The sequence below is a fragment of the Kitasatospora sp. NPDC101183 genome (genome assembly GCF_044767945.1).
Lineage (GTDB): Bacteria > Actinomycetota > Actinomycetes > Streptomycetales > Streptomycetaceae > Kitasatospora.
Window position 1 is genome coordinate 17,538 of sequence record NZ_JBIWOW010000005.1, and the last position, 18,024, is coordinate 35,561.

Sequence of the window (18,024 nt, forward strand, 5' to 3'; positions counted from 1 at the left end):
TGAGCTGTTCAGCTGCATATGTCGGTGAACTATATGTCGGTGAACTGTATATGTCGAGGTCGAGCCCATCCAGTCCCGGGATTTGGTCAAGGTTCTACAAAGCTGTCGATGAACGGCCGAAAAGGTGCGCGGGGCCGGTCGCGGCGGGTCTATGCTTTTCGACGTTGAGAAAGGCACCTCGTTCGGTGAGGCGTCTTCACGGACACAGGCCACTGACCCGACGACGTCGAGAGACGCCCAGGTTCAGGACAGATCTTCCCGAGTTAAGGGTTGATCCCAAGTGGCTTCCGGCTCGGACGAGTTGGACACGCCGTGGAGTGCCAAAGCTCTGACGAGTTGGGGTGTACCGGTCCTGCGCGACCGGTGTGCTCCTTGCCGTGTCGTGATGCGGCGCACCGACGGTGCGCCCCCGGCCGGGAGGAGGCGAGAGACATGGACTGCCCTAGTCCGGGCCACAGTTGCCCCTACCCCCGCATGCTCTTGCACACCTCCGGCACGCGGTAACAACCTTCCCTGCGCGTTCAACCGACTGCTCCGCGCTGCGCTCAACCGCGCCCCGAGACAGTCCGTCTGACGATCCGTCATGCCCGTACGGCCGCCGCCGCTCAGCGTCGCCGTGCGGAGCGACGGCGCGCTCGCAGCTCGCAGGGAGGATCGCTGCTGCGTGCCCCCTGCAGCCCCGAACGGGGCAAGGGAGGCCCCGCCATGACCAACGTGATGCTGGACCCGAAGGTCCCCGCCGCGACCGCCACCACCACCGCGACCACCGCACCCGCCGCCACCCCGCGCAGCGCCGTCCTCGACGACGCCCACGTCGGCGACATCAAGGGCGCCCTCGGCACCATCCGCCTCGACGACGACGCGCCCCGCAGCGGCATCTCGGCCCGCTTCAAGACCCTGCTCGCGATCATCGGCCCCGGCCTGATCGTGATGGTCGGCGACAACGACGCCGGCGCCTTCTCCACCTACGGCCAGGCCGGCCAGAACTACGGCACCCAGCTGCTGTGGACCCTGCTCATGCTGGTCCCCGTCCTGTACGTGAACCAGGAGATGGTGCTGCGCCTGGGCGCCGTCACCGGCGTCGGCCACGCGCGCCTGATCCTGGAGCGCTTCGGCAAGTTCTGGGGCGCGTTCAGCGTCATCGACCTGTTCCTCCTCAACGCCCTCACCCTGGTGACGGAGTTCATCGGCGTCACGCTGGCGGCTGGGTACCTGGGCCTGCCCAAGGTCGCCGCCGTGGTCCTGGCGGCGGCGATCATCATCGCCTCGGCCTTCACCGGCTCCTTCCAGCGCTTCGAGCGCGTCGCCGTCGCCCTCTGCGCGGGCTCGCTGCTGCTGGTGCCGATCTACTTCATGGTCCACCCCAAGACCTCGCAGATGGCCCACGACTTCGTGACGCCGCAGATGCCCGGCGGCTCCGGCCAGCTCGCCGCCGTCATGATGGTCATCATCTCGATCGTCGGCACCACCGTCGCCCCGTGGCAGCTGTTCTTCCAGCAGTCGTACGTCATCGACAAGCGGATCACCCCGCGTTTCATGAAGTACGAGAAGATCGACCTGTGGATCGGGATCGTCGTGGTCATCGTCGGCGCCGCCGCGATGATCGGCTTCACCGCTGCGGCCTTCGCCGGGACCGACGGGTTCGGCCAGTTCTCCGACGCGTCCGCGCTGGCCAAGGGCATCGAGGACAAGGCGGGCCGCCTGGCCGGCGTCCTGTTCGCCATCGCCCTGCTGGACGCCTCGATCATCGGCGCCTTCGCCGTCTCGCTCTCCACGGCGTACGCGATCGGCGACGTCTTCGGGATCAAGCACTCGCTGCACCGCGGTGTGAAGGGCGCGAAGGGCTTCTACGCGGTCTACGCCGGCCTGGTGGTCGCGGCCGCCGCCATCACCCTGGTGTCCACCGCGTACACCCAGGGCCTGATGACGCAGTTCGTCCAGGTCCTCGCCGGGGTGCTGCTGCCCTCCGCGACCGTCTTCCTGCTGCTGCTCTGCAACGACAAGGCCGTCCTCGGCCCCTGGGTCAACGGCCCGAAGACCAACGCCTTCACCTCCGCAGTGGTCGGCGTGCTGGTGATGCTCTCGCTGATCCTCACCGCCGCCGTGGTCTGGCCGGACATCTCCTCCGACTCGATCCTGGCGATCATGGCGGGCTGCGGAGTCGCCGGGGTCCTGGTCGCCGGGTACTTCTTCCTCGCGGGCCGCAAGGGCACCAAGGAGGACATCGACCGCACCGGCCGCGAGAACTGGCGGATGCCCCCGCTGGAGACCCTCGGCAGGCCGGTCATGTCCACCGCCCGCAAGGTCGGCATGGGCGCCCTGCGCGCCTACCTGCTCCTCGCGATGGTCATGGTCATCATCAAGGTCGTCCAGACCGCCCTGAACCACTGAGCCGCTCGCACCCCGTACGGACGGGCGGCGAGCAGGGGCTCGCCGCCCGTCCGTCCGTATTCCCCGCGTTCCCTTCCTCTCCGTGAAGGAGGTGCCGTCGTGCACACCCTGACCACCGTCGAGTTCCTGGTCCGTCTGGCCACCGGCGTCGCCTGCGGCGCGCTGATCGGTGTCGAGCGCCAGTGGCGGGCCCGCATGGCCGGCCTGCGCACCAACGCCCTGGTCGCGGCCGGGGCCACCCTGTTCGTCCTGTACAGCGAGGCCGTCGGCGACACCGGCAGCCCCACCCGCGTCGCCTCGTACGTCGTCTCCGGCATCGGCTTCCTCGGCGGTGGCGTCATCCTGCGCGACGGCGCCGGCGTGCGGGGCCTCAACACGGCCGCCACGCTGTGGTGTTCGGCCGCCGTCGGGGTGCTGGCCGCCTCCGGCAAGCTGGAGCTGGCGATCCTGGGCACCCTCGCCGTGCTCGCCGTCCACCTGGTGCTGCGCCCGGCCGGGCGGCTGCTCGACCGGTCCCCGCAGTCCGGCACCGACCCGGACTCCAACTCCCGTGCCATCGTGCACCTGGAGTGCGACCGCAAGTCCGAGACCCACATCCGCGCGCTGCTCCTCCAGGCCCTCGCCGCCTCCGGCCTCGCTCCGACCGGGCTGCGCGCCCGCCGCACCGACGCCGGGGACGCGACCAACCTGCGGGCCACCGTCTCCATCGCCGGGCAGGTCACGCCCGCGCTGGAGCAGGTCGTCACCCGGCTCTCCCTGGAGCCGGGCGTGCGGGACCTCCACTGGCACCTGGAGGGCGAGGAGGACGACTCCGGCAACGAGGCGCTGGCCTGACGAGGCGGGGGAGTAAGGTCGCGAAGCCGGACCACCACCAGGGGAGAGCGATGCTGACACCCGATCCCGACCACGGCCCGCTCGTGCCGATGCTGCTGGTGCTGACCGTCGTCACCGGGGTGGTCGACGCCGTCAGCTACCTCGAACTCGGCCACGTCTTCGTCGCCAACATGACCGGCAACGTGGTGTTCCTCGGCTTCGCCCTGGCCGGCGCGGCGGGCCTGTCCGCCACGGCCTCGCTGGCCGCGCTCGCCGCGTTCCTCCTCGGCGCCCTGGCCGGCGGGCACCTCGCCCGCCGGCTCCCGGACCACCGGGGGCGGCTGCTCACCGTCGCCGTCGCCGCCCAGGCGCTGCTCGTCGCCGCGGCCACCGTCCTGGCGGCGGTGGCCGGCCACGAGGCGGAGGGCGCCCGCTACACGCTGATCGGGCTGCTCGGCTTCGCCATGGGCGGGCAGAACGCGGTGGTCCGCACCCTCAAGGTGCCGGACCTGACCACCACCGTGCTCACCATGACCATCACGGCCCTCGCCGCCGACCGCACCGGCGCGCGCCGACTGGCCTCCACCGTCTGGATGTTCGCGGGCGCGCTGCTCGGCGCCCTGCTGGTCCTGCACACCAACGTGCCGGTCGCCCTCGGCCTGGCGCTCGTCCTGCTGGCGGCCGTCGCCGCCGTGACCCACGTGGCCTCCCGCCCGCACCTGCCCCAGGCCTGGACGGCTCCGCGCTGAGTTCTCAGTCCTCGCTGTGGTGGCTGGCCCGGCCCGACCAGAGGGGTTCGTGCCGCGCCCAACTCGCCGTCCAGGCGCGGTCCGCGCGCCGGGCGAGGGCCTGGAGGCGCAGTCGCAGCGCGAGGGCGATCAGGGCGACGGCGCACAGGAAGGCGCCGGTGCCGATGCAGGCCGCGCCGACGGCGAGGGCGGGCCGGTCGATCGGGGCGGAGGCGGGGTTGCCCGCCCGGTCGACCCAGATCGGCAGCAGCGTGCCGCCCAGCACCTGGCGCGGCGCGTCGACGGTGCCGGTGTGCGGGGTGCCCGCCGGGTACGACCAGCTGGCCGAGACCGGCACCCGGGTGTTGTAGCCGCTGAAGCGGCCGCCGGCCGCGCCGTGGTCGGGGGAGTCGAGCACGAGGGCGTCGACCTGGTGCAGCCCGCCCTGGGTGCGGTCGGCCTGCGCCGCGCTCGTACGGAAGGACAGCAGTGCGCCGCCGGTGGAGAGGGTGACGGCGAGGACGGCGCCGAGGAGGGCGAACAGCCAGGCGCGGGAGCGGGAGCGGTCGAGGGGGCGGACGAGCGGTTCGTGCCGGGCACCGAAGGCCCGCCTCAGCCGTCGGCCGATTCGCCGCGGCGGCGACGCGGGCCTGGCCGGGCGGGGTGTGCTGGACACGTCGAGGGCTCCTCAAGGGTGCGTGGGCGTACGGCTGTTCGTTACGCAATCTCCACCTGATGCTCCCTCGACCGCGCCCCGCGCACAAGAGTGACGGGGGCTCCCGCTGCCGCCCGACGACTTATTCGCTCGGGCTATACACTCGGTATGTACTCCGGGTGTATGGTCCTCTCATGAGTGTTCCTCTGACCCTGTTGGGGCTGCTGGAGCGGGAGCCGAGCCACGGCTACGACCTCAAGCGCGACTACGACGCCTTCTTCGGCCGGGGAAAGCCCCTCCCCTACGGCCAGGTGTACTCGACCCTCGGCCGACTGGCCCGGGACGGCAAGGTGATGGCGGGCGAGGCGGAACCCGGCGACGGCCCGGACCGCAAGCGCTACGTGATCACCGAGACCGGCGCCACCGAGTTCGAGACCTGGCTCACCGAACCCGTCGCCCCCGAACCCACGCTCCAGTCCATCCTGTTCACCAAGGTCGTCCTGGCCCTGATGCTCGGCCGCGACGCCCAGGAGTACCTGGACACCCAGCGCTCCGCCCACCTGCGCCGCATGCGCGAGCTCACCGAACTGCGCCGCACCGGCCCGCTGGTGGACGCCCTGCTCGCCGACCACGGCCTGTTCCACCTGGACGCCGACCTGCGGTGGATCGACCTGACCGCCGCCCGACTCGACGCGCTCGCCACGGAGGTGCGCTCATGACCACGGTGATAGAGGCCCGGGACCTCTCGCTCTCCTTCGGCGAGACGCCCGCACTGCGCGGCGCCAGCCTGTCCGCCGAGGCGGGCGAGGTGCTCGCCATCATGGGGGCCAGCGGCTCCGGCAAGTCCACCCTGTTGCACTGCCTGGCCGGCATCCTGGTGCCCGACGCGGGCGAGGTGCTGTTCAACGGGCAGCGCATCGACACCCTGCCCGAGGCGAAGCGCAGCGCCTTACGCCGTGACAGGTTCGGCTTCGTCTTCCAGTTCGGCCAGCTCGTACCGGAGTTGACGGCCGAGGAGAACGTGGCCCTGCCGCTGCTGCTCAACGGCGTGCGCCGTTCCGCGGCCCTCGCCGAGGCCCGGCCCTGGTTCGCCCGGCTCGGCCTGGACGGCATGGGCGGGCGCCGCTCCGGCGAGCTGTCCGGCGGCCAGGCGCAGCGCGTGGCGCTGGCCCGCGGGCTGGTGGCCCGCCCGCAGGTGCTGTTCGCCGACGAGCCGACCGGCGCGCTGGACTCGCTGACCGGCGAGCACGTGATGGAGCTGATGGTCGGCGCGGCCCGCGAGCAGGGCACCACCGTCGTCCTCGTCACCCACGAGGCCCGGGTCGCCGCCTACGCGGACCGCGAGGCGGTCGTGCGCGACGGCCAGGCCCGTACGCTCTCGGCCGGATCGGTGGCGTCGTGATCCCCTTCGCCCTGCGCCTGGCCGTCAGCGGCGGCCGGGAGGCGCTGGCCCGGCTGGCCACCATCACGGCGGCGGTGGCGATCGGCGTCGGCCTGCTGCTGTCCACCTTCTCCAGCGTCAACGCGATCGACAAGGTCAACGCCCGTCAGGCGTGGATGAACACGGGTGCCCAGGCCGCGACCACGACCGCGAACGACGGCGCGGACAAGCTGTGGTGGGAAGCGCGGATGGACTACTACGACGGGAAGAACCTCTTCCAGGTCGAGGCCGCGCCCACCGGGCCCGCCGCTCCCGTGCCGCCCGGCCTGGCCAAGCTGCCGGCCCCGGGGGAGTACTACGCCTCGCCCGCGCTGCAGAAGCTCATGGGCTCCGTTCCGGCCGCCCAGCTGGCGGAGCGCTTCCCGGGCCACCTGGCGGGCACCATCGGGGACGTGGCGCTGCCCTCCCCGGACAGCCTCTCGATCGTCATCGGCGGCACGGTGGACGAGGTGCGCGCGCTGCCCGAAGCGGTGGCCGTGAGCAGCATCACCACCACGAAGCCGCAGGACTGCGAGCACGCCTGCTTCGGCGCCGGCGTCAACGGCGACGCCATGGTCCTGATCCTCACCGTGGTGGCCGGGGCGCTGTTCTTCCCGGTGCTGATCTTCATCGGCACCGCCACCCGCCTGTCCGCCGCCGCCCGGGAGCAGCGCTTCGCCGCGATGCGGCTGGTCGGGGCGACGCCGGGGCAGATCTCGGTGGTCGCGGCGGTGGAGTCCACGGTCGCGGCGGGGGTCGGGACGGCGGCCGGGTTCCTGCTCTACCTCGCGCTGCGGCCCCTGGTCGCGGACGTGCCGTTCACCGGCCAGCGGTTCTACCTCGACGACCTCGGCGTCGGCGCGCTCCAGGCGGTCGCGGTCGCGCTGGGCGTGCCGCTGGCGGCCGCGCTGTCCGCCCGGCTGGCGCTGCGCCGGGTGGTGATCTCCCCGCTCGGGGTGTCGCGCCGGGTGACGCCCAAGCCGCCGCGCGCCTGGCGGCTGATCCCGCTGGCGGCGGGCCTGGGGGAGCTGGGCTGGCTCGTCGGCCACCACCCGAGCACGACGAACGGCCAGTCGCTGGGCTTCCTGAGCGGGTTCGTGCTGGTGATGCTCGGCCTGGTGATCGCCGGGCCGTGGCTGACGATGGCAACCGCCCGGCTCGTCGCCCGGCGGACGAGCCGCCCGGCCTCGCTGATCGCCATGCGGCGGCTCGCGGACGACCCGAAGGCGGGCTTCCGCTCGGTGGCGGGCCTGGTGCTGGCACTGTTCGTGACCGCGGCGACGGTCGGCATCATCGGCACGATCAACAGCGAGCGGGGCGCGAGCCTGAGCGGCGACCAGATGGTGCGCAAGTCGGTCGTGGACGCCTCGATGACCGGGTGGGGCGACGGCTCCGACAGCGGGAGCAGCGCGGGCACCATCCCCTCGGTCTCCGCCGACGTGGTGGCGAAGGCCCGGGCCGTCCCCGGCTTCCAGGGGCTGGCGCTGGTCCACGAGAACCCGGCGGGCCTGGGCGCGGTGGCGCACGGCGCGCGCAGGCTCGTCCCCGCCCTGGTGAGCTGCTCGGACCTCGCGCAGGTCCCGGTGGTCGGCACGTGCGAGCCCGGAGCCGCCGTCGCGGCCGTCGACCGCTACCAGTTCGTCGACCTGCAGTCCGGCGCGGGGAAGGTGTGGCCGAGCGTGCCGATCTCGGCCGAGGAGGTCGACAGGCTGCCGGTACGGGCGTTGTACGCGACCACGGACGGCTCCACCCCGGCGATGGAGCGGCTGCGGACCCTGTTCTCCCGCACCTACCCCACGCACGAGGCCCGGATGGCCGACGACTGGGCCTCCGCCGGGCAGCAACGGCTGCAGGGCTGGCGCCAGTTGGCGAACGTCGTGCTGCTGACCACCCTGCCCATCGCCGGGTGCAGCCTCGCGGTGAGCGTCGTCGCCGGGCTTTCGGACCGCCGCCGCCCGTTCGCGATGCTGAGACTGACCGGGGCGCCGCTGCAACTGCTGCGCCGGGTCGTCGGACTGGAGAGTGCGGTGCCCCTGCTGGTGGTCTCGGCGATCTCGATCGGGGCGGGCTTCGCCTCGGCGGCGATGTTCCTCAAGTCGCAGATGAAGTACGACCTGGCCTCGCCGGGCGCGGTGTACTACGGGCTGACGGCCTTCGGGATCGTCGCCTCGCTGGGGATCATCGCCTCGACCCTGCCGCTGCTGCGGCGGATCACCGGGCCGGAGGCGGCCCGGAACGGCTGACCCGCCGGCTGTCCCGTCGCCCGCTTCTCAGGGGGCGACGGGATAGCCGTGCGTGTCGGCCCGGAGCGGCGGGCGCAGCTGCGGCAGCCAGCTGCCGAGCACCAGGGCGGACGGGTAGAACATCGGCTGCGGCAGCGCCTCCACCGCGACGCGCTCCCAGCCCGCGCAGGCGTGCGGCTCGGTGACGTACGCCTGCGCCAGGCTCGGCGGGGCGAGCACGGCGGCGGTGAGCCGGGGCCGTCCGAGGTCGTGGTCCAGGTGCACCGCCAGGACCCGCATCCCCTCGGCGGGCAGCACGATGCCCGTCTCCTCGGCGAGTTCGCGCGCCGCCGTCTCCTCGAAGGACTCGCCCGGGTCGACCTTGCCGCCGGGCAGGCTCCAGGTGGGCGGTTCGCCGGGGGTGGTGCGGCGGCCGATCAGCACCCGGCCGTCCCCGGTGGGGACGATGACCCCGGCGCCGAGCATCGGTGCGGTGATCGGTGCCGTCATCGGGGTCGGTGCCGTCATCGGGGCCGGGGTCGGTGTTGGAGCCGGTTCCGGGGTCGGTGCGGTCGTCAACTCGCGTTCTCCTTGCGGGCGGTGGTTACCAGTTGGCGCGCTCGTAGTCCTTGAGGAAGCAGCCGTACAGGTCCTCGCCGGCCTCGCCGCGCACGATCGGGTCGTACACCCGGGCCGCGCCGTCGACCAGGTCGAGCGGGGCGTGGAAGCCCTCGTCGGCCAGGCGCATCTTGTCCGGGTGCGGGCGCTCGTCGGTGATCCAGCCGGTGTCGACGGCGGTCATCAGGATGCCGTCGCTCTGGAACATCTCCACCGCGCTGGTGCGGGTGAGCATGTTGAGCGCTGCCTTGGCCATGTTGGTGTGCGGGTGGCCGGCGCCCTTGTAGCCGCGCGAGAAGACGCCCTCCATCGCGGACACGTTGACCACGTACTTGCGGCGGGACTTCGAGGCGGCCATGGCCGGGCGCAGGCGGCTGATGAGGATGAACGGCGCGGTGGAGTTGCAGAGCTGGACCTCCAGCAGCTCGACCGGGCCGACCTCGTTGACGGTCTGCACCCAGCTGTTGGTGTCCGCGAGGTCGGGCACCAGGCCGCCGGCGTCGATCGCGGTGCCGGCCGCGATCCGGGCCGGGGTCGCGGAGCCGGTGACCAGGGCGAGGGAGGTGACGTCCTCGGCGGCCAGGCGCTGGGCCTCGACGCCCGCCTGGTGGGGGAGCGCGGGCAGGTCGACGCTGCCGCTGCCGAAGCGGCCGATGGTGGTGGACTGCGGCAGCTCGCCGGCCGGCAGCGGGGCGGACTCGGCGTTGACCAGCTCGCGGTAGGACTCCGGCGGGCGGCGCACCGTCTGCGCGGCGTTGTTGATCAGGATGTCCAGCGGGCCGTCCGCGGCGACCTCGTCGGCCAGGGCCAGCACCTGGGCCGGGTCGCGCAGGTCGATGCCGACGATTTTGAGGCGGTGCAGCCACTGCTCGCTGTCCGGCATCGCCTTGAAGCGGCGGATGGCGTCGTTGGGGAACCGGGTGGTGATGGTGGTGTGGGCGCCGTCGCGCAGCAGCATCAGCGCGATGTACATCCCGATCTTCGCCCGGCCGCCGGTGAGCAGCGCGCGCTTGCCCGTGAGGTCCGCGCGGGCGTCGCGGCGGGTGCGGTTCTTGACCGCGCAGTTCTGGCAGAGGTTGTGGTAGAACGCGTCGACCTCGACGTAGCGCTGCTTGCAGGTGTAGCAGGAGCGCGGCCGCTCCAGGATCCCGGCGATCTCGGTGGTGGTGACGGTGGTCAGGCCGAAGGCGCCGGCCGTCTCGTCATCGATCCGGGTCGGGGCGCCGGTGGCCGTGCGGGCGGTGACCTCGCGGTCGTTGGCCGTCTTGCGGGCCCGGGTCTCCTGGCGGCGGCGCTGCTTCAGCGTGCGGAAGACGCCGCCGACGGCCTGGCGCACGGTGATCGCGTCCGGGTGGTCCACGTGCAGCTGGTCCAGCTCCGCGAGCACCTCCAGACAGAGCTTGAGGCGCTCGGGGTCGAGGCCGGGGCCGTAGTCGACCTCCTCGCCCTGCTCGATGCCGTTGTCCTGCCCGCTGTCCTGCTGGATGTCCACGCCGCTGTCCACGCCCGCTGCCGCTTTCCCACTCGCCTCGCCGTTACCGCGTGAATGCTACGGGAGCGGGCCCGGCCGGGGCGAAAGCCAGGGTGTTTGGATGATCATCCAAGTCTACGCGCGGAGCATTGATCACGGTTTGTGGGCAGCGCCAGCAATCGTCCTCGAACTGGCATTTGCCCCGAGCCTCCCGGAGAATCGAACGCTGGGTGCGGGCCGCCCGAGTGCGCCCTGACGGCATCGCCGCAAGACCGCACCCGAGGTGTATCCCCCAAGCCAGAGAGCCCCCTTCATGCGCTTCCTGAACGACCTCAAGCCCTCGTACGACTTGACGTACGACGACGTCTTCATGGTCCCCAGCCGCTCCGCCGTGGGCTCCCGGCAGGGCGTCGACCTGTCCTCCAATGACGGCACCGGCACCACCATCCCCCTGGTCGTCGCCAACATGACCGCCATCGCCGGCCGCCGGATGGCCGAGACCGTCGCCCGCCGCGGCGGCCTGGTCGCCATCCCGCAGGACATCCCCACCGAGGTCATCGCCGAGGTCGTCTCCTGGGTCAAGCGCCGCCACCTCGTGTTCGACACCCCCATCACGCTCGCCCCGGGCGCCACCGTCGCCGAGGCGCTCTCGCTGCTGCCCAAGCGGGCCCACGGCGCGCTCGTGGTCGTCGAGGACGGCAAGCCGGTCGGCGTCGTCACCGACTCCGACTGCCAGGGCGTGGACCGCTTCACCAGCCTGGCCGACATCATGTCCCGCGACCTGCTGCTCCTGGAGGAGGACGTCGAGCCGCGGGTCGCCTTCGACAAGCTCACCGAGGCCCACCGCCGGCTCGCCCCCGTGGTGGACGGCGAGGGCCGCCTCGTCGGCCTGCTCACCCGCAAGGGCGCGCTGCGCGCCACCCTGTACACCCCGGCCGTCGACGCGGCGGGCAAGCTGCGGATCGCCGCCACCGTCGGCATCAACGGCGACGTCGCGGGCAAGGCCAAGGCGCTGGTCGAGGCCGGCGCGGACGTGCTGGTCGTGGACACCGCGCACGGCCACCAGGAGTCGATGATCAACGCGCTGCGCGCCGTGCGCGGCCTGGACCCCCAGGTCCCGATCGTCGCGGGCAACGTCGTCTCCGCCGCCGGCGTGCGCGACCTCGTCGAGGCGGGCGCGGACATCCTCAAGGTCGGCGTCGGCCCCGGCGCCATGTGCACCACCCGCATGATGACCGGCGTCGGCAGGCCCCAGTTCTCCGCCGTCCTGGAGTGCGCCGCCGAGGCCCGCAGCCTCGGCAAGCACGTCTGGGCCGACGGCGGCGTGCGCCACCCGCGCGACGTCGCCATGGCGCTGGCCGCCGGCGCCTCCAACGTGATGGTCGGCTCCTGGTTCGCCGGGACGTACGAGTCCCCGGGCGACCTCCAGACCGCCGCCGACGGCCGCCAGTACAAGGAGAGCTTCGGCATGGCCTCGGCCCGCGCGGTCAGCAACCGCACCGCCCAGGACTCCTCCTACGACCGCGCCCGCAAGGCCCTGTTCGAGGAGGGCATCTCCCACTCCCGGATGTTCCTCGACCCGGCCCGCCCGGGCGTCGAGGACCTGATCGACTCGATCATCGCCGGTGTCCGCAGCTCCTGCACCTACGCGGGCGCCAGCACGCTGGAGGAGTTCCAGGAGAAGGCCATCGTCGGCGTCCAGAGCGCCGCCGGCTACGCCGAGGGCAAGCCGCTCCACTCCAGCTGGGCCTGACCGGCCACCCCGCCGGGAACGGCGGGGGCGACGGCGCCCGACGTCCTGCGTCGGGCGCCGTCGCCGTGCCTGGGCGCCGGATCGCCGGACCCTGGACGGGCGGGCGGGCAGGGCTTCGCCGGCTCCTGGCTGCTGCTCGGACCGCGTAGCCCGCGCCGCGTCTCGCCCGCTCGCTACGTGGCGATGGTGCGCGCAGCCACAGCCACAGCCTCACCGCCCGCAGGCGCGGGCGACGCGCACTGAGCCGTCGGCCCGTGCGGGCCGCGTCGCTCGGTACTGCGATCTGCCCACGCTCCCGCCGTCGTCCGCGCCGCGCCCTGCCTGCGGCCCGCCCGTGCGCGGAGCCGTGCGCAGCGGCGGCCTCGCCGCCTGCTCAGCCCGGCACCTGGCTCGCCACGTCCGCGAGGCGGAGCGCCGGCTCGCCGGCCGTTGGCCCGCTCGGCTGCGGCACCCCCGCCACTCCCACCGCCTCCGCCGCGAGCGGGAGGAGCAGGGCGCGGCCGAGCAGGGCGGCCGTGGTGTCCAGCATCCCGGCGAAGGCGCGGGCCGCTGCGGGCAGGGTGCGCAGGTCCCACAGGGTCCGGGCGGCGGCCCAGGCCGCCTCGCGGGCGGCCTGCACGGACCAGGTGCCGAGCAGGTGGGTGAGCGGTTCGGCGTGGTCCAGCAGGTCCGGGCCGGGGAGCAGTTGCTCCCGGACGGCGGCCTCCGTGTCGGCCAGCAGGTCGTTGATCCGGTGATAGTCCTCCTCCAGGTCGGCCGGGGTGCAGCCCCGGTGGTGGCAGGTGTCGACGACGGCGAGCGGCAGGTCGTGCTGGATGTGGGCGCTCATTCCGGCCAGCCCGAACTGCAGCGGGTGCACCCCCGGGTGGGTGCGCAGGTCGAACAGGGGGCGCCAGCAGGCGGGCGGCTCCTGCCCGGCCGCGTCGGCGGCCACGGCGAGCAGGTACCGCCCGGCGAACACCACGTCCAGCTCGGCGATCGCCGGCGGGTCGGCGAAGTACCCGCCGCCGAGGTGGTCGCGGACGGCCTCCGTCACCGTGAGGTAGAGCCGGTTGAAGACCGCCACGCCGTCCGCCCGCGGCAGGCCCTCTCCGATCCCGCGCAGCCGGTCGACCACCTCCTCGACCGTGCCCGGTCCACCCGCCGCCACCGTCGCTCCGGGCATGCGCCACCCTCCGATGTCGATCGTGCACTGATCGCATCATCGTGACAGCGCCCGCCGGTGCGAGCGGCGCACGGCACCACCGCCGTCGAGGTGATGCCGTCAGCCCAGCTCGTACTCCAGGACGAAGGTGTGGGCACCGGACTCGTCGATGCTCAGGTGGAACTCCCCGGTGATCCCGGCCAGCTCGCCCGCACCCGTGCCCGGGACCACGCGTATCGTCGTGCCGGAGGCGTCCCAGGCCGCGTGCTGGAGCACGAACGAGCCCTTGCGCCCGTCCAGTTCACCCGTCACGTGCTCCACCGCCACGTACGAGGCCGGAGCGCCGTCGGGCCCGCCGACCGACAGCATCCGCACCTCGCTCGTGCCGCTCAGCGCGCCCGTGAACACCTTGGCGATGCTGATCCGGCCGAAGGAGGCGCCCTCGCGCTCCTCCGCCTCCACCTGCTCGAACGTGGTCAGCTCGAACGACCCAGCAGCCTTGAACCCCATGGCACCGTCCCCTCGTCAGCCGTGTACGACCGTTTCTCGATCGTGCTCGGGACGCTAGCAGCCACCACTGACAATCGGCCCCCCGGTCGCGACCACTAGGCTGGGCCGGGAGATGAGACGCAAGAGCCGCCGCCCGGCCTCCCCCCTCCCGCAGCGCAACGGCGTGGACCCGGTGCACCTGAGGCTGCCCCTCGAAGGCCCGTGGCCGACCGTGCGGGCGTACCTCGTCGAGCGGCTCCCGACCGTCGGCGCCGAGCGCGTCGACGCGGCGCTGCGCGAGCGGGAGATCGTCGGCGAGCACGGCCCCGTCGCCCCGGAGGAGCCGTTCCGCCCCGGCGCGCACCTGTGGTTCTACCGCGACCTCCCCGAGGAGGCGCACGTCCCGTTCGAGCTGACCGTGCTCCACCGCGACGACCACCTCGTCGTCGTCGACAAGCCGCACTTCCTCGCCACCACCCCGCGCGGCCGCCACGTCACCGAGACGGCGCTCTCCCGGCTGCGCCACACCCTCGACCTGCCCGCCCTCAGCCCCGCGCACCGCCTGGACCGCCTCACCGCCGGCCTGGCCATGTTCGTGGTGCGCCCCGAGGACCGCGGCGCCTACCAGACCCTGTTCCGCGACCGCCTGGTCCGCAAGGAGTACCGCGCGGTCGCCGCGTACGACCCGGCGGTCGAGCTGCCGCGCACCGTCCGCAGCCACATCGTCAAGGAGCGCGGGGTGATCGCCGCCCGCGAGGTCGACGCGCCGCCGAACAGCGAGAGCCGGATCGACCTGCTGGAGCACCGCGACGGCCTCGGCCGCTACCGCCTGCGCCCCCTCAGCGGCCGCACCCACCAGCTGCGCCTGCACATGTGCGGCCTCGGCCTGCCCATCCTCGGCGATCCGGTGTACCCCGTGGTGCTGCCCGAGCCCGCCCCGGACGACTTCCGCCGCCCGCTGCAACTGCTCGCCTCCTCCCTCGAGTTCACCGACCCGCTGACCGGCCGCGAGCGCCGCTTCGAGACCGCCCGCACCTTGCGGGCCTGGGCGGACCCGGAGGGCTGGGCCGACGGTGGCGGGGCCGGGGCCCCGTCCTAGGCCGTCCCGCCGATCTAGGGCGAACGGACCAAGCGCCCCCGGGCCCGTGGCCGATCCGGGGCCCGCCCGGGCGGGGCGATCGTGGGGGCATGAACCGAGAAGCACTCCACAGCGCCCCCGCCCCCGTCGCCCTGGTCACGGGCGCCTCCCGGGGCCTCGGCCGGGCGCTCGCGCAGACCCTCGCCGAGGACGGCTGGCAGCTGGTGATCACCGCCCGCGGCGAGGCCGAACTCGCTCTCGCGGAGGCCGAACTGGCCGCCGTCACCACCGTCCTCGCCCTGCCCGGCTCGATCGTCGACGACGACCACCGGGCCCGGCTGGCCGAGGCCTCCGAGCGGCTCGGCGGCGCCGCCCTGCTGGTGAACAACGCCGGTACGCTCAACGGCGCCGCCGCGCCCGGCTCCGAACCCCTGCCCCGCCTGGCCGAGTTCCCGCTGCCGGACCTGCTGGAGACCTTCGAGGTCAACGCCCTCGCCCCGATCGCCCTCACACAGCTCCTCCTGCCCCAACTGCGCGCCCACCGGGGCGCCGTGCTCAACATCAGCTCGGACGCGGCCGTGGTGCCGTACCTCGGCTGGGGCGGCTACGGCGCGAGCAAGGCGGCGCTGGACCAGGCGAGCGCCGTACTCGCCCGCGAGGAGGAGGAGTTGCGGGTGTGGGCGGTCGACCCGGGCAGCATGCGCACCCGGATGCTCCAGGAGGCCAGCCCGGGCGAGGACATCTCCGGCGAGCCGCTGCCGGAGCAGGTCGCCCCCGTCCTGCTCGGACTGGTGCACGGGCGCGCCGCCTCCGGCCGCTACCGCGCCGAGGACCTCGCCGCCGTCGCGTCCGGGGGCGGGAGGTGACCACGATCGACGTCGGCCTCGGCCTCGGGCCCGAGTTCACCGTCCCGCCCGAACTCTCCGCCCGCGCACCGGCGGAGGCCCGAGGCGGCTCGCGCGACGGCGTGCGGATGCTGGTCGGCCGCCGGGAACCCGGCCCGGCCGGACGCCGCGTCGAGCACCGCCGCTTCTCCGACCTGCCCGAAGTGCTGCGCCCGGGGGACCTGTTGGTGGTCAACAACTCGGCCACCCTCCCCGCCGCGCTCCCCGGCCGCCTGCCCGACGGCACGCCGGTCGCGCTGCACCTGTCCTCCGCCCAGCCGGACGGACTCGGCACCCACCTGGTCGAGTTGCGCCGCGTGGAGCCCGGCCGGGCCCCCGCCTACTACCCGCCCGAGGCCACCCCGGCCCGCCCCGGACTGCGGATCTCGCTGCCCGCCGGCGGCGCCGCCGTCCTGACCGCCCCCTTCACCGCCCGTCTCTGGCACGCCGAACTCGCCCTGCCCGCACCCCTGTTGCGCTACCTCGCGCAGCACGGCAAGGCGATCCGCTACGGCTACGTGGACCGGGACTGGCCCATCGAGGCGTACCGGACGGCCTTCGCGACCGTCCCCGGCAGCAGCGAAATGCCCAGCGCCGCCCGCCCGTTCACCTCCGAGACGGTGGCCCGCCTGGCCGGCCGGGGCGTGCTCCTCGCCCCCGTCACCCTGCACACCGGCGTGGCCTCGCCCGAGGCGCACGAGGCGCCGTACGCCGAGCGCTTCCACGTCCCGGCCGCCACGGCCCGCCTCCTCGGCCACGTCCGCTCCGGCGGCGGCCGGGTGATCGCGGTGGGCACCACCGTGGTCCGCGCCCTGGAGTCGGCCGCCGCGCCGGACGGGACGGTCCAGGAGGCGGACGGCTGGACGGAGTTGGTGGTCACTCCCGAGCGCGGCGTCCGCGCCGTCGACGGACTGCTCACCGGCTGGCACGAGCCGCGCGCCTCGCACCTGCTGATGCTCGCCGCCGTCGCCGGGCGCCCCCTGCTCGCGGACTGCTACCGCGAGGCCGTCCAACACCGCTACCTGTGGCACGAGTTCGGGGACGTGAACCTGCTGCTGCCGGACTGACGGGCTCAGCCCACGGTGACGTAGGCGGCCAGCTCGCTTCCGTCGCCGCCGGGGCCCGACAGGCCGACGAACTCGTTCAGCAGGACGGGCGCCAGATGCGGGTCCTGGAGGCTCCTGCTCCCGGTGGCGGCGTCGAGGGTGGCGGCGCCGTTGGCCGTCCGCCCGTAGATCCGGCCGTGCCAGACGGCGGTGATGACCGGCATCGGCTCGCGCGGGGCCTTGTCCTGCGAGGTCCACAGCACCTTGCCGGTCACGGGGTCGAGAGCGAACGCCGAGGTGTCACCGGTGGTTTCGGCGCCGGCGCCGCAGACGACGGTCTTCAGCTCGTCGTAGCGGCAGGTGTACGCGGGGCCGCCGGAGAAGTCGTACTCCTGCCAGCCGGTGGCGGCGTTGACGAGCAGGCCGATGTTCCTGCCCGAGCCCGGGGACCGGCTCTGGACGATCATCCGGTCCGGCCCGGCCGGTGTCACCTTGGCATCGGAGAAGTCGCCGGAGCTCCAGAGGAGTTGTCCCCTCTCCAGTCCGAGCGCGGTGAGTGTCCTGCGGCGCGGGCCTCCCGCCGGGTCGTCCGCCGGGTCGTCCGTCGGCTCGAGGACGATGACCTGGCCCCCGCCGGTCGGGCCCCCGACGTACGCCGCCCCGGTGGCGCCGCTGTGGGACCAGAGCGGTACGCGGTTCCAGAGGTTCACGGCGAGGACGACGCTGTGCTCCGCGTCCGAGGCGGTCACCACGGCCGTGTCGTCGTGCACGCCGAGCAGGGTGAACGAGGCGTCGGGGTCGTAGAGTTCGGGCAGGTCAACGGTGAACGACCAGGATGTCCGACCGGTGAGACTGTTCATCGCGGTGAACTCGACCACGCTGTGCGCCCGGGAGCCGTCCTGCCCCGCGGCCCGGGCCAGGCAGGTCTCGAGGACCACGTTGCCGGTGATGAACGTGACGAAGGCCGGGGTGGTGCCGACGGCTCCGGGACGGTCGGCCCCGGCGGTGCCCACCGGGTGTCCGTCGACAAGGCTGACCATGCGCAGGCTGCCCGGGCCCGCGACATAGGCGTACCACCCGTGGAGCAGTGTGGTGCCGGTCCTGGCGTCCGCCGGAAGCCGCACCGGCCGGTCCGTCGCGTGGAAGGCCAGCGGGGGGTCGTGCCGCACCAGGGGGAGGGGCCCCGGAGGCAGGGTGTAGCGCGTGGCGTCGTCCTTCGGTCGGTCTTCGCCCGTGCAGGCCGTGGCGAGCAGCGTCGCGGCGGCGACGGCCGCCACTCGCGCCCACCGTGCGCGCGTCCTCATTCCCGACC

Annotated in this window: 16 protein-coding genes and 1 riboswitch; of the genes, 10 read left to right on the top strand and 6 right to left on the bottom strand. The window is 73.5% G+C overall.

Annotated elements, in window-relative coordinates; translation table 11 throughout:
* Window positions 1-170 precede the first annotated feature (170 nt).
* Window positions 171-348, top strand: a riboswitch (M-box (ykoK) riboswitch).
* Window positions 349-705: 357 nt separating this feature from the next.
* From ACIRRS_RS07625 to ACIRRS_RS07635, 3 genes are all read left to right on the top strand, one after another.
* The gene (locus ACIRRS_RS07625) at window positions 706-2,391 is read left to right on the top strand and encodes an NRAMP family divalent metal transporter (RefSeq protein WP_402966430.1); all 1,686 of its coding nucleotides are present in this window, start codon (window positions 706-708) and stop codon (window positions 2,389-2,391) included.
* A gap of 99 nt (window positions 2,392-2,490) precedes the next feature.
* Window positions 2,491-3,225 carry an MgtC/SapB family protein gene (locus tag ACIRRS_RS07630; RefSeq protein WP_402966432.1) on the top strand — a complete coding sequence of 245 codons (735 nt, stop codon included), beginning with the start codon at window positions 2,491-2,493 and terminating at the stop codon, window positions 3,223-3,225.
* A gap of 50 nt (window positions 3,226-3,275) precedes the next feature.
* Window positions 3,276-3,953, top strand: a complete 678-nt coding sequence (locus ACIRRS_RS07635; protein WP_402966434.1) for a DUF1275 family protein — start codon at window positions 3,276-3,278, stop codon at window positions 3,951-3,953.
* Window positions 3,954-3,957: 4 nt separating this feature from the next.
* Here the strand turns inward: ACIRRS_RS07635 and ACIRRS_RS07640 are convergent, their stop codons facing one another.
* Window positions 3,958-4,608: a hypothetical protein gene (locus ACIRRS_RS07640; protein ID WP_402966436.1), complete on the bottom strand. Its 651-nt coding sequence runs from the start codon at window positions 4,606-4,608 to the stop codon at window positions 3,958-3,960.
* A 173-nt stretch (window positions 4,609-4,781) separates the two neighbouring features.
* Between ACIRRS_RS07640 and ACIRRS_RS07645 the strand changes: the two genes are divergently transcribed.
* The 3 genes from ACIRRS_RS07645 to ACIRRS_RS07655 are packed head-to-tail and all read left to right on the top strand — an operon-like array spanning window position 4,782 to window position 8,250.
* Window positions 4,782-5,306, top strand: coding sequence for a PadR family transcriptional regulator (locus tag ACIRRS_RS07645; protein WP_402966438.1), 525 nt, complete (start codon window positions 4,782-4,784; stop codon window positions 5,304-5,306).
* Window positions 5,303-5,989 carry an ABC transporter ATP-binding protein gene (locus ACIRRS_RS07650; RefSeq protein ID WP_402966440.1) on the top strand — a complete coding sequence of 229 codons (687 nt, stop codon included), beginning with the start codon at window positions 5,303-5,305 and terminating at the stop codon, window positions 5,987-5,989. Before ACIRRS_RS07645 ends, ACIRRS_RS07650 begins: the two co-directional genes overlap by 4 nt.
* The gene (locus ACIRRS_RS07655) at window positions 5,986-8,250 is read left to right on the top strand and encodes an FtsX-like permease family protein (protein WP_402966442.1); all 2,265 of its coding nucleotides are present in this window, start codon (window positions 5,986-5,988) and stop codon (window positions 8,248-8,250) included. Before ACIRRS_RS07650 ends, ACIRRS_RS07655 begins: the two co-directional genes overlap by 4 nt.
* A 27-nt stretch (window positions 8,251-8,277) precedes the next feature.
* On the opposite strand, the gene ACIRRS_RS07660 is transcribed toward ACIRRS_RS07655, so the two are convergent.
* Together ACIRRS_RS07660 and ACIRRS_RS07665 are read right to left on the bottom strand one after the other, a co-directional pair.
* Window positions 8,278-8,757: an NUDIX hydrolase gene (locus ACIRRS_RS07660; protein ID WP_402966444.1), complete on the bottom strand. Its 480-nt coding sequence runs from the start codon at window positions 8,755-8,757 to the stop codon at window positions 8,278-8,280.
* 76 nt (window positions 8,758-8,833) lie between these two features.
* Window positions 8,834-10,339 carry an SDR family NAD(P)-dependent oxidoreductase gene (locus ACIRRS_RS07665; protein WP_402966445.1) on the bottom strand — a complete coding sequence of 502 codons (1,506 nt, stop codon included), beginning with the start codon at window positions 10,337-10,339 and terminating at the stop codon, window positions 8,834-8,836.
* A gap of 292 nt (window positions 10,340-10,631) precedes the next feature.
* On the opposite strand from ACIRRS_RS07665, the gene ACIRRS_RS07670 reads away from it, so the two are divergent.
* A complete protein-coding gene (locus ACIRRS_RS07670) occupies window positions 10,632-12,071 on the top strand; it encodes a GuaB1 family IMP dehydrogenase-related protein (RefSeq protein ID WP_402966447.1) in 1,440 nt (479 codons plus the stop codon).
* Between the two features lie 373 nt (window positions 12,072-12,444).
* On the opposite strand, the gene ACIRRS_RS07675 is transcribed toward ACIRRS_RS07670, so the two are convergent.
* Both ACIRRS_RS07675 and ACIRRS_RS07680 read right to left on the bottom strand, forming a co-directional pair.
* Complete coding sequence (locus ACIRRS_RS07675; protein WP_402966449.1) at window positions 12,445-13,236, bottom strand: DUF5995 family protein; 792 nt, start codon at window positions 13,234-13,236, stop codon at window positions 12,445-12,447.
* Between the two features lie 99 nt (window positions 13,237-13,335).
* A complete protein-coding gene (locus tag ACIRRS_RS07680; protein ID WP_402966451.1) occupies window positions 13,336-13,725 on the bottom strand; it encodes a DUF3224 domain-containing protein in 390 nt (129 codons plus the stop codon).
* 112 nt (window positions 13,726-13,837) lie between these two features.
* On the opposite strand from ACIRRS_RS07680, the gene ACIRRS_RS07685 reads away from it, so the two are divergent.
* The 3 genes from ACIRRS_RS07685 (at window position 13,838) to ACIRRS_RS07695 (ending at window position 16,733) form a co-directional block, all read left to right on the top strand.
* Window positions 13,838-14,803 carry a pseudouridine synthase gene (locus ACIRRS_RS07685; RefSeq protein WP_402966453.1) on the top strand — a complete coding sequence of 322 codons (966 nt, stop codon included), beginning with the start codon at window positions 13,838-13,840 and terminating at the stop codon, window positions 14,801-14,803.
* An 89-nt stretch (window positions 14,804-14,892) separates the two neighbouring features.
* Window positions 14,893-15,648 (top strand): SDR family NAD(P)-dependent oxidoreductase, encoded by a 756-nt coding sequence (locus ACIRRS_RS07690; RefSeq protein ID WP_402966455.1) that lies wholly within the window; start codon window positions 14,893-14,895, stop codon window positions 15,646-15,648.
* Window positions 15,645-16,733 (top strand): S-adenosylmethionine:tRNA ribosyltransferase-isomerase, encoded by a 1,089-nt coding sequence (locus ACIRRS_RS07695; protein WP_402966457.1) that lies wholly within the window; start codon window positions 15,645-15,647, stop codon window positions 16,731-16,733. Before ACIRRS_RS07690 ends, ACIRRS_RS07695 begins: the two co-directional genes overlap by 4 nt.
* 5 nt (window positions 16,734-16,738) lie before the next feature.
* On the opposite strand, the gene ACIRRS_RS07700 is transcribed toward ACIRRS_RS07695, so the two are convergent.
* Window positions 16,739-17,989 (bottom strand): hypothetical protein, encoded by a 1,251-nt coding sequence (locus ACIRRS_RS07700; protein WP_402966459.1) that lies wholly within the window; start codon window positions 17,987-17,989, stop codon window positions 16,739-16,741.
* Window positions 17,990-18,024: the final 35 nt, after the last annotated feature.

Coding starts and splice junctions, on each gene's coding strand:
- ACIRRS_RS07635 (WP_402966434.1), top strand. CDS start 3,276: ATGCTGACACCCGATCCCGACCACGGCCCGCTCGTGCCGATGCTGCTG.
- ACIRRS_RS07690 (WP_402966455.1), top strand. CDS start 14,893: ATGAACCGAGAAGCACTCCACAGCGCCCCCGCCCCCGTCGCCCTGGTC.
- ACIRRS_RS07650 (WP_402966440.1), top strand. CDS start 5,303: ATGACCACGGTGATAGAGGCCCGGGACCTCTCGCTCTCCTTCGGCGAG.
- ACIRRS_RS07675 (WP_402966449.1), bottom strand. CDS start 13,236: ATGCCCGGAGCGACGGTGGCGGCGGGTGGACCGGGCACGGTCGAGGAG.
- ACIRRS_RS07625 (WP_402966430.1), top strand. CDS start 706: ATGACCAACGTGATGCTGGACCCGAAGGTCCCCGCCGCGACCGCCACC.
- ACIRRS_RS07670 (WP_402966447.1), top strand. CDS start 10,632: ATGCGCTTCCTGAACGACCTCAAGCCCTCGTACGACTTGACGTACGAC.
- ACIRRS_RS07645 (WP_402966438.1), top strand. CDS start 4,782: ATGAGTGTTCCTCTGACCCTGTTGGGGCTGCTGGAGCGGGAGCCGAGC.
- ACIRRS_RS07680 (WP_402966451.1), bottom strand. CDS start 13,725: ATGGGGTTCAAGGCTGCTGGGTCGTTCGAGCTGACCACGTTCGAGCAG.
- ACIRRS_RS07685 (WP_402966453.1), top strand. CDS start 13,838: ATGAGACGCAAGAGCCGCCGCCCGGCCTCCCCCCTCCCGCAGCGCAAC.
- ACIRRS_RS07660 (WP_402966444.1), bottom strand. CDS start 8,757: ATGACGGCACCGACCCCGATGACGGCACCGATCACCGCACCGATGCTC.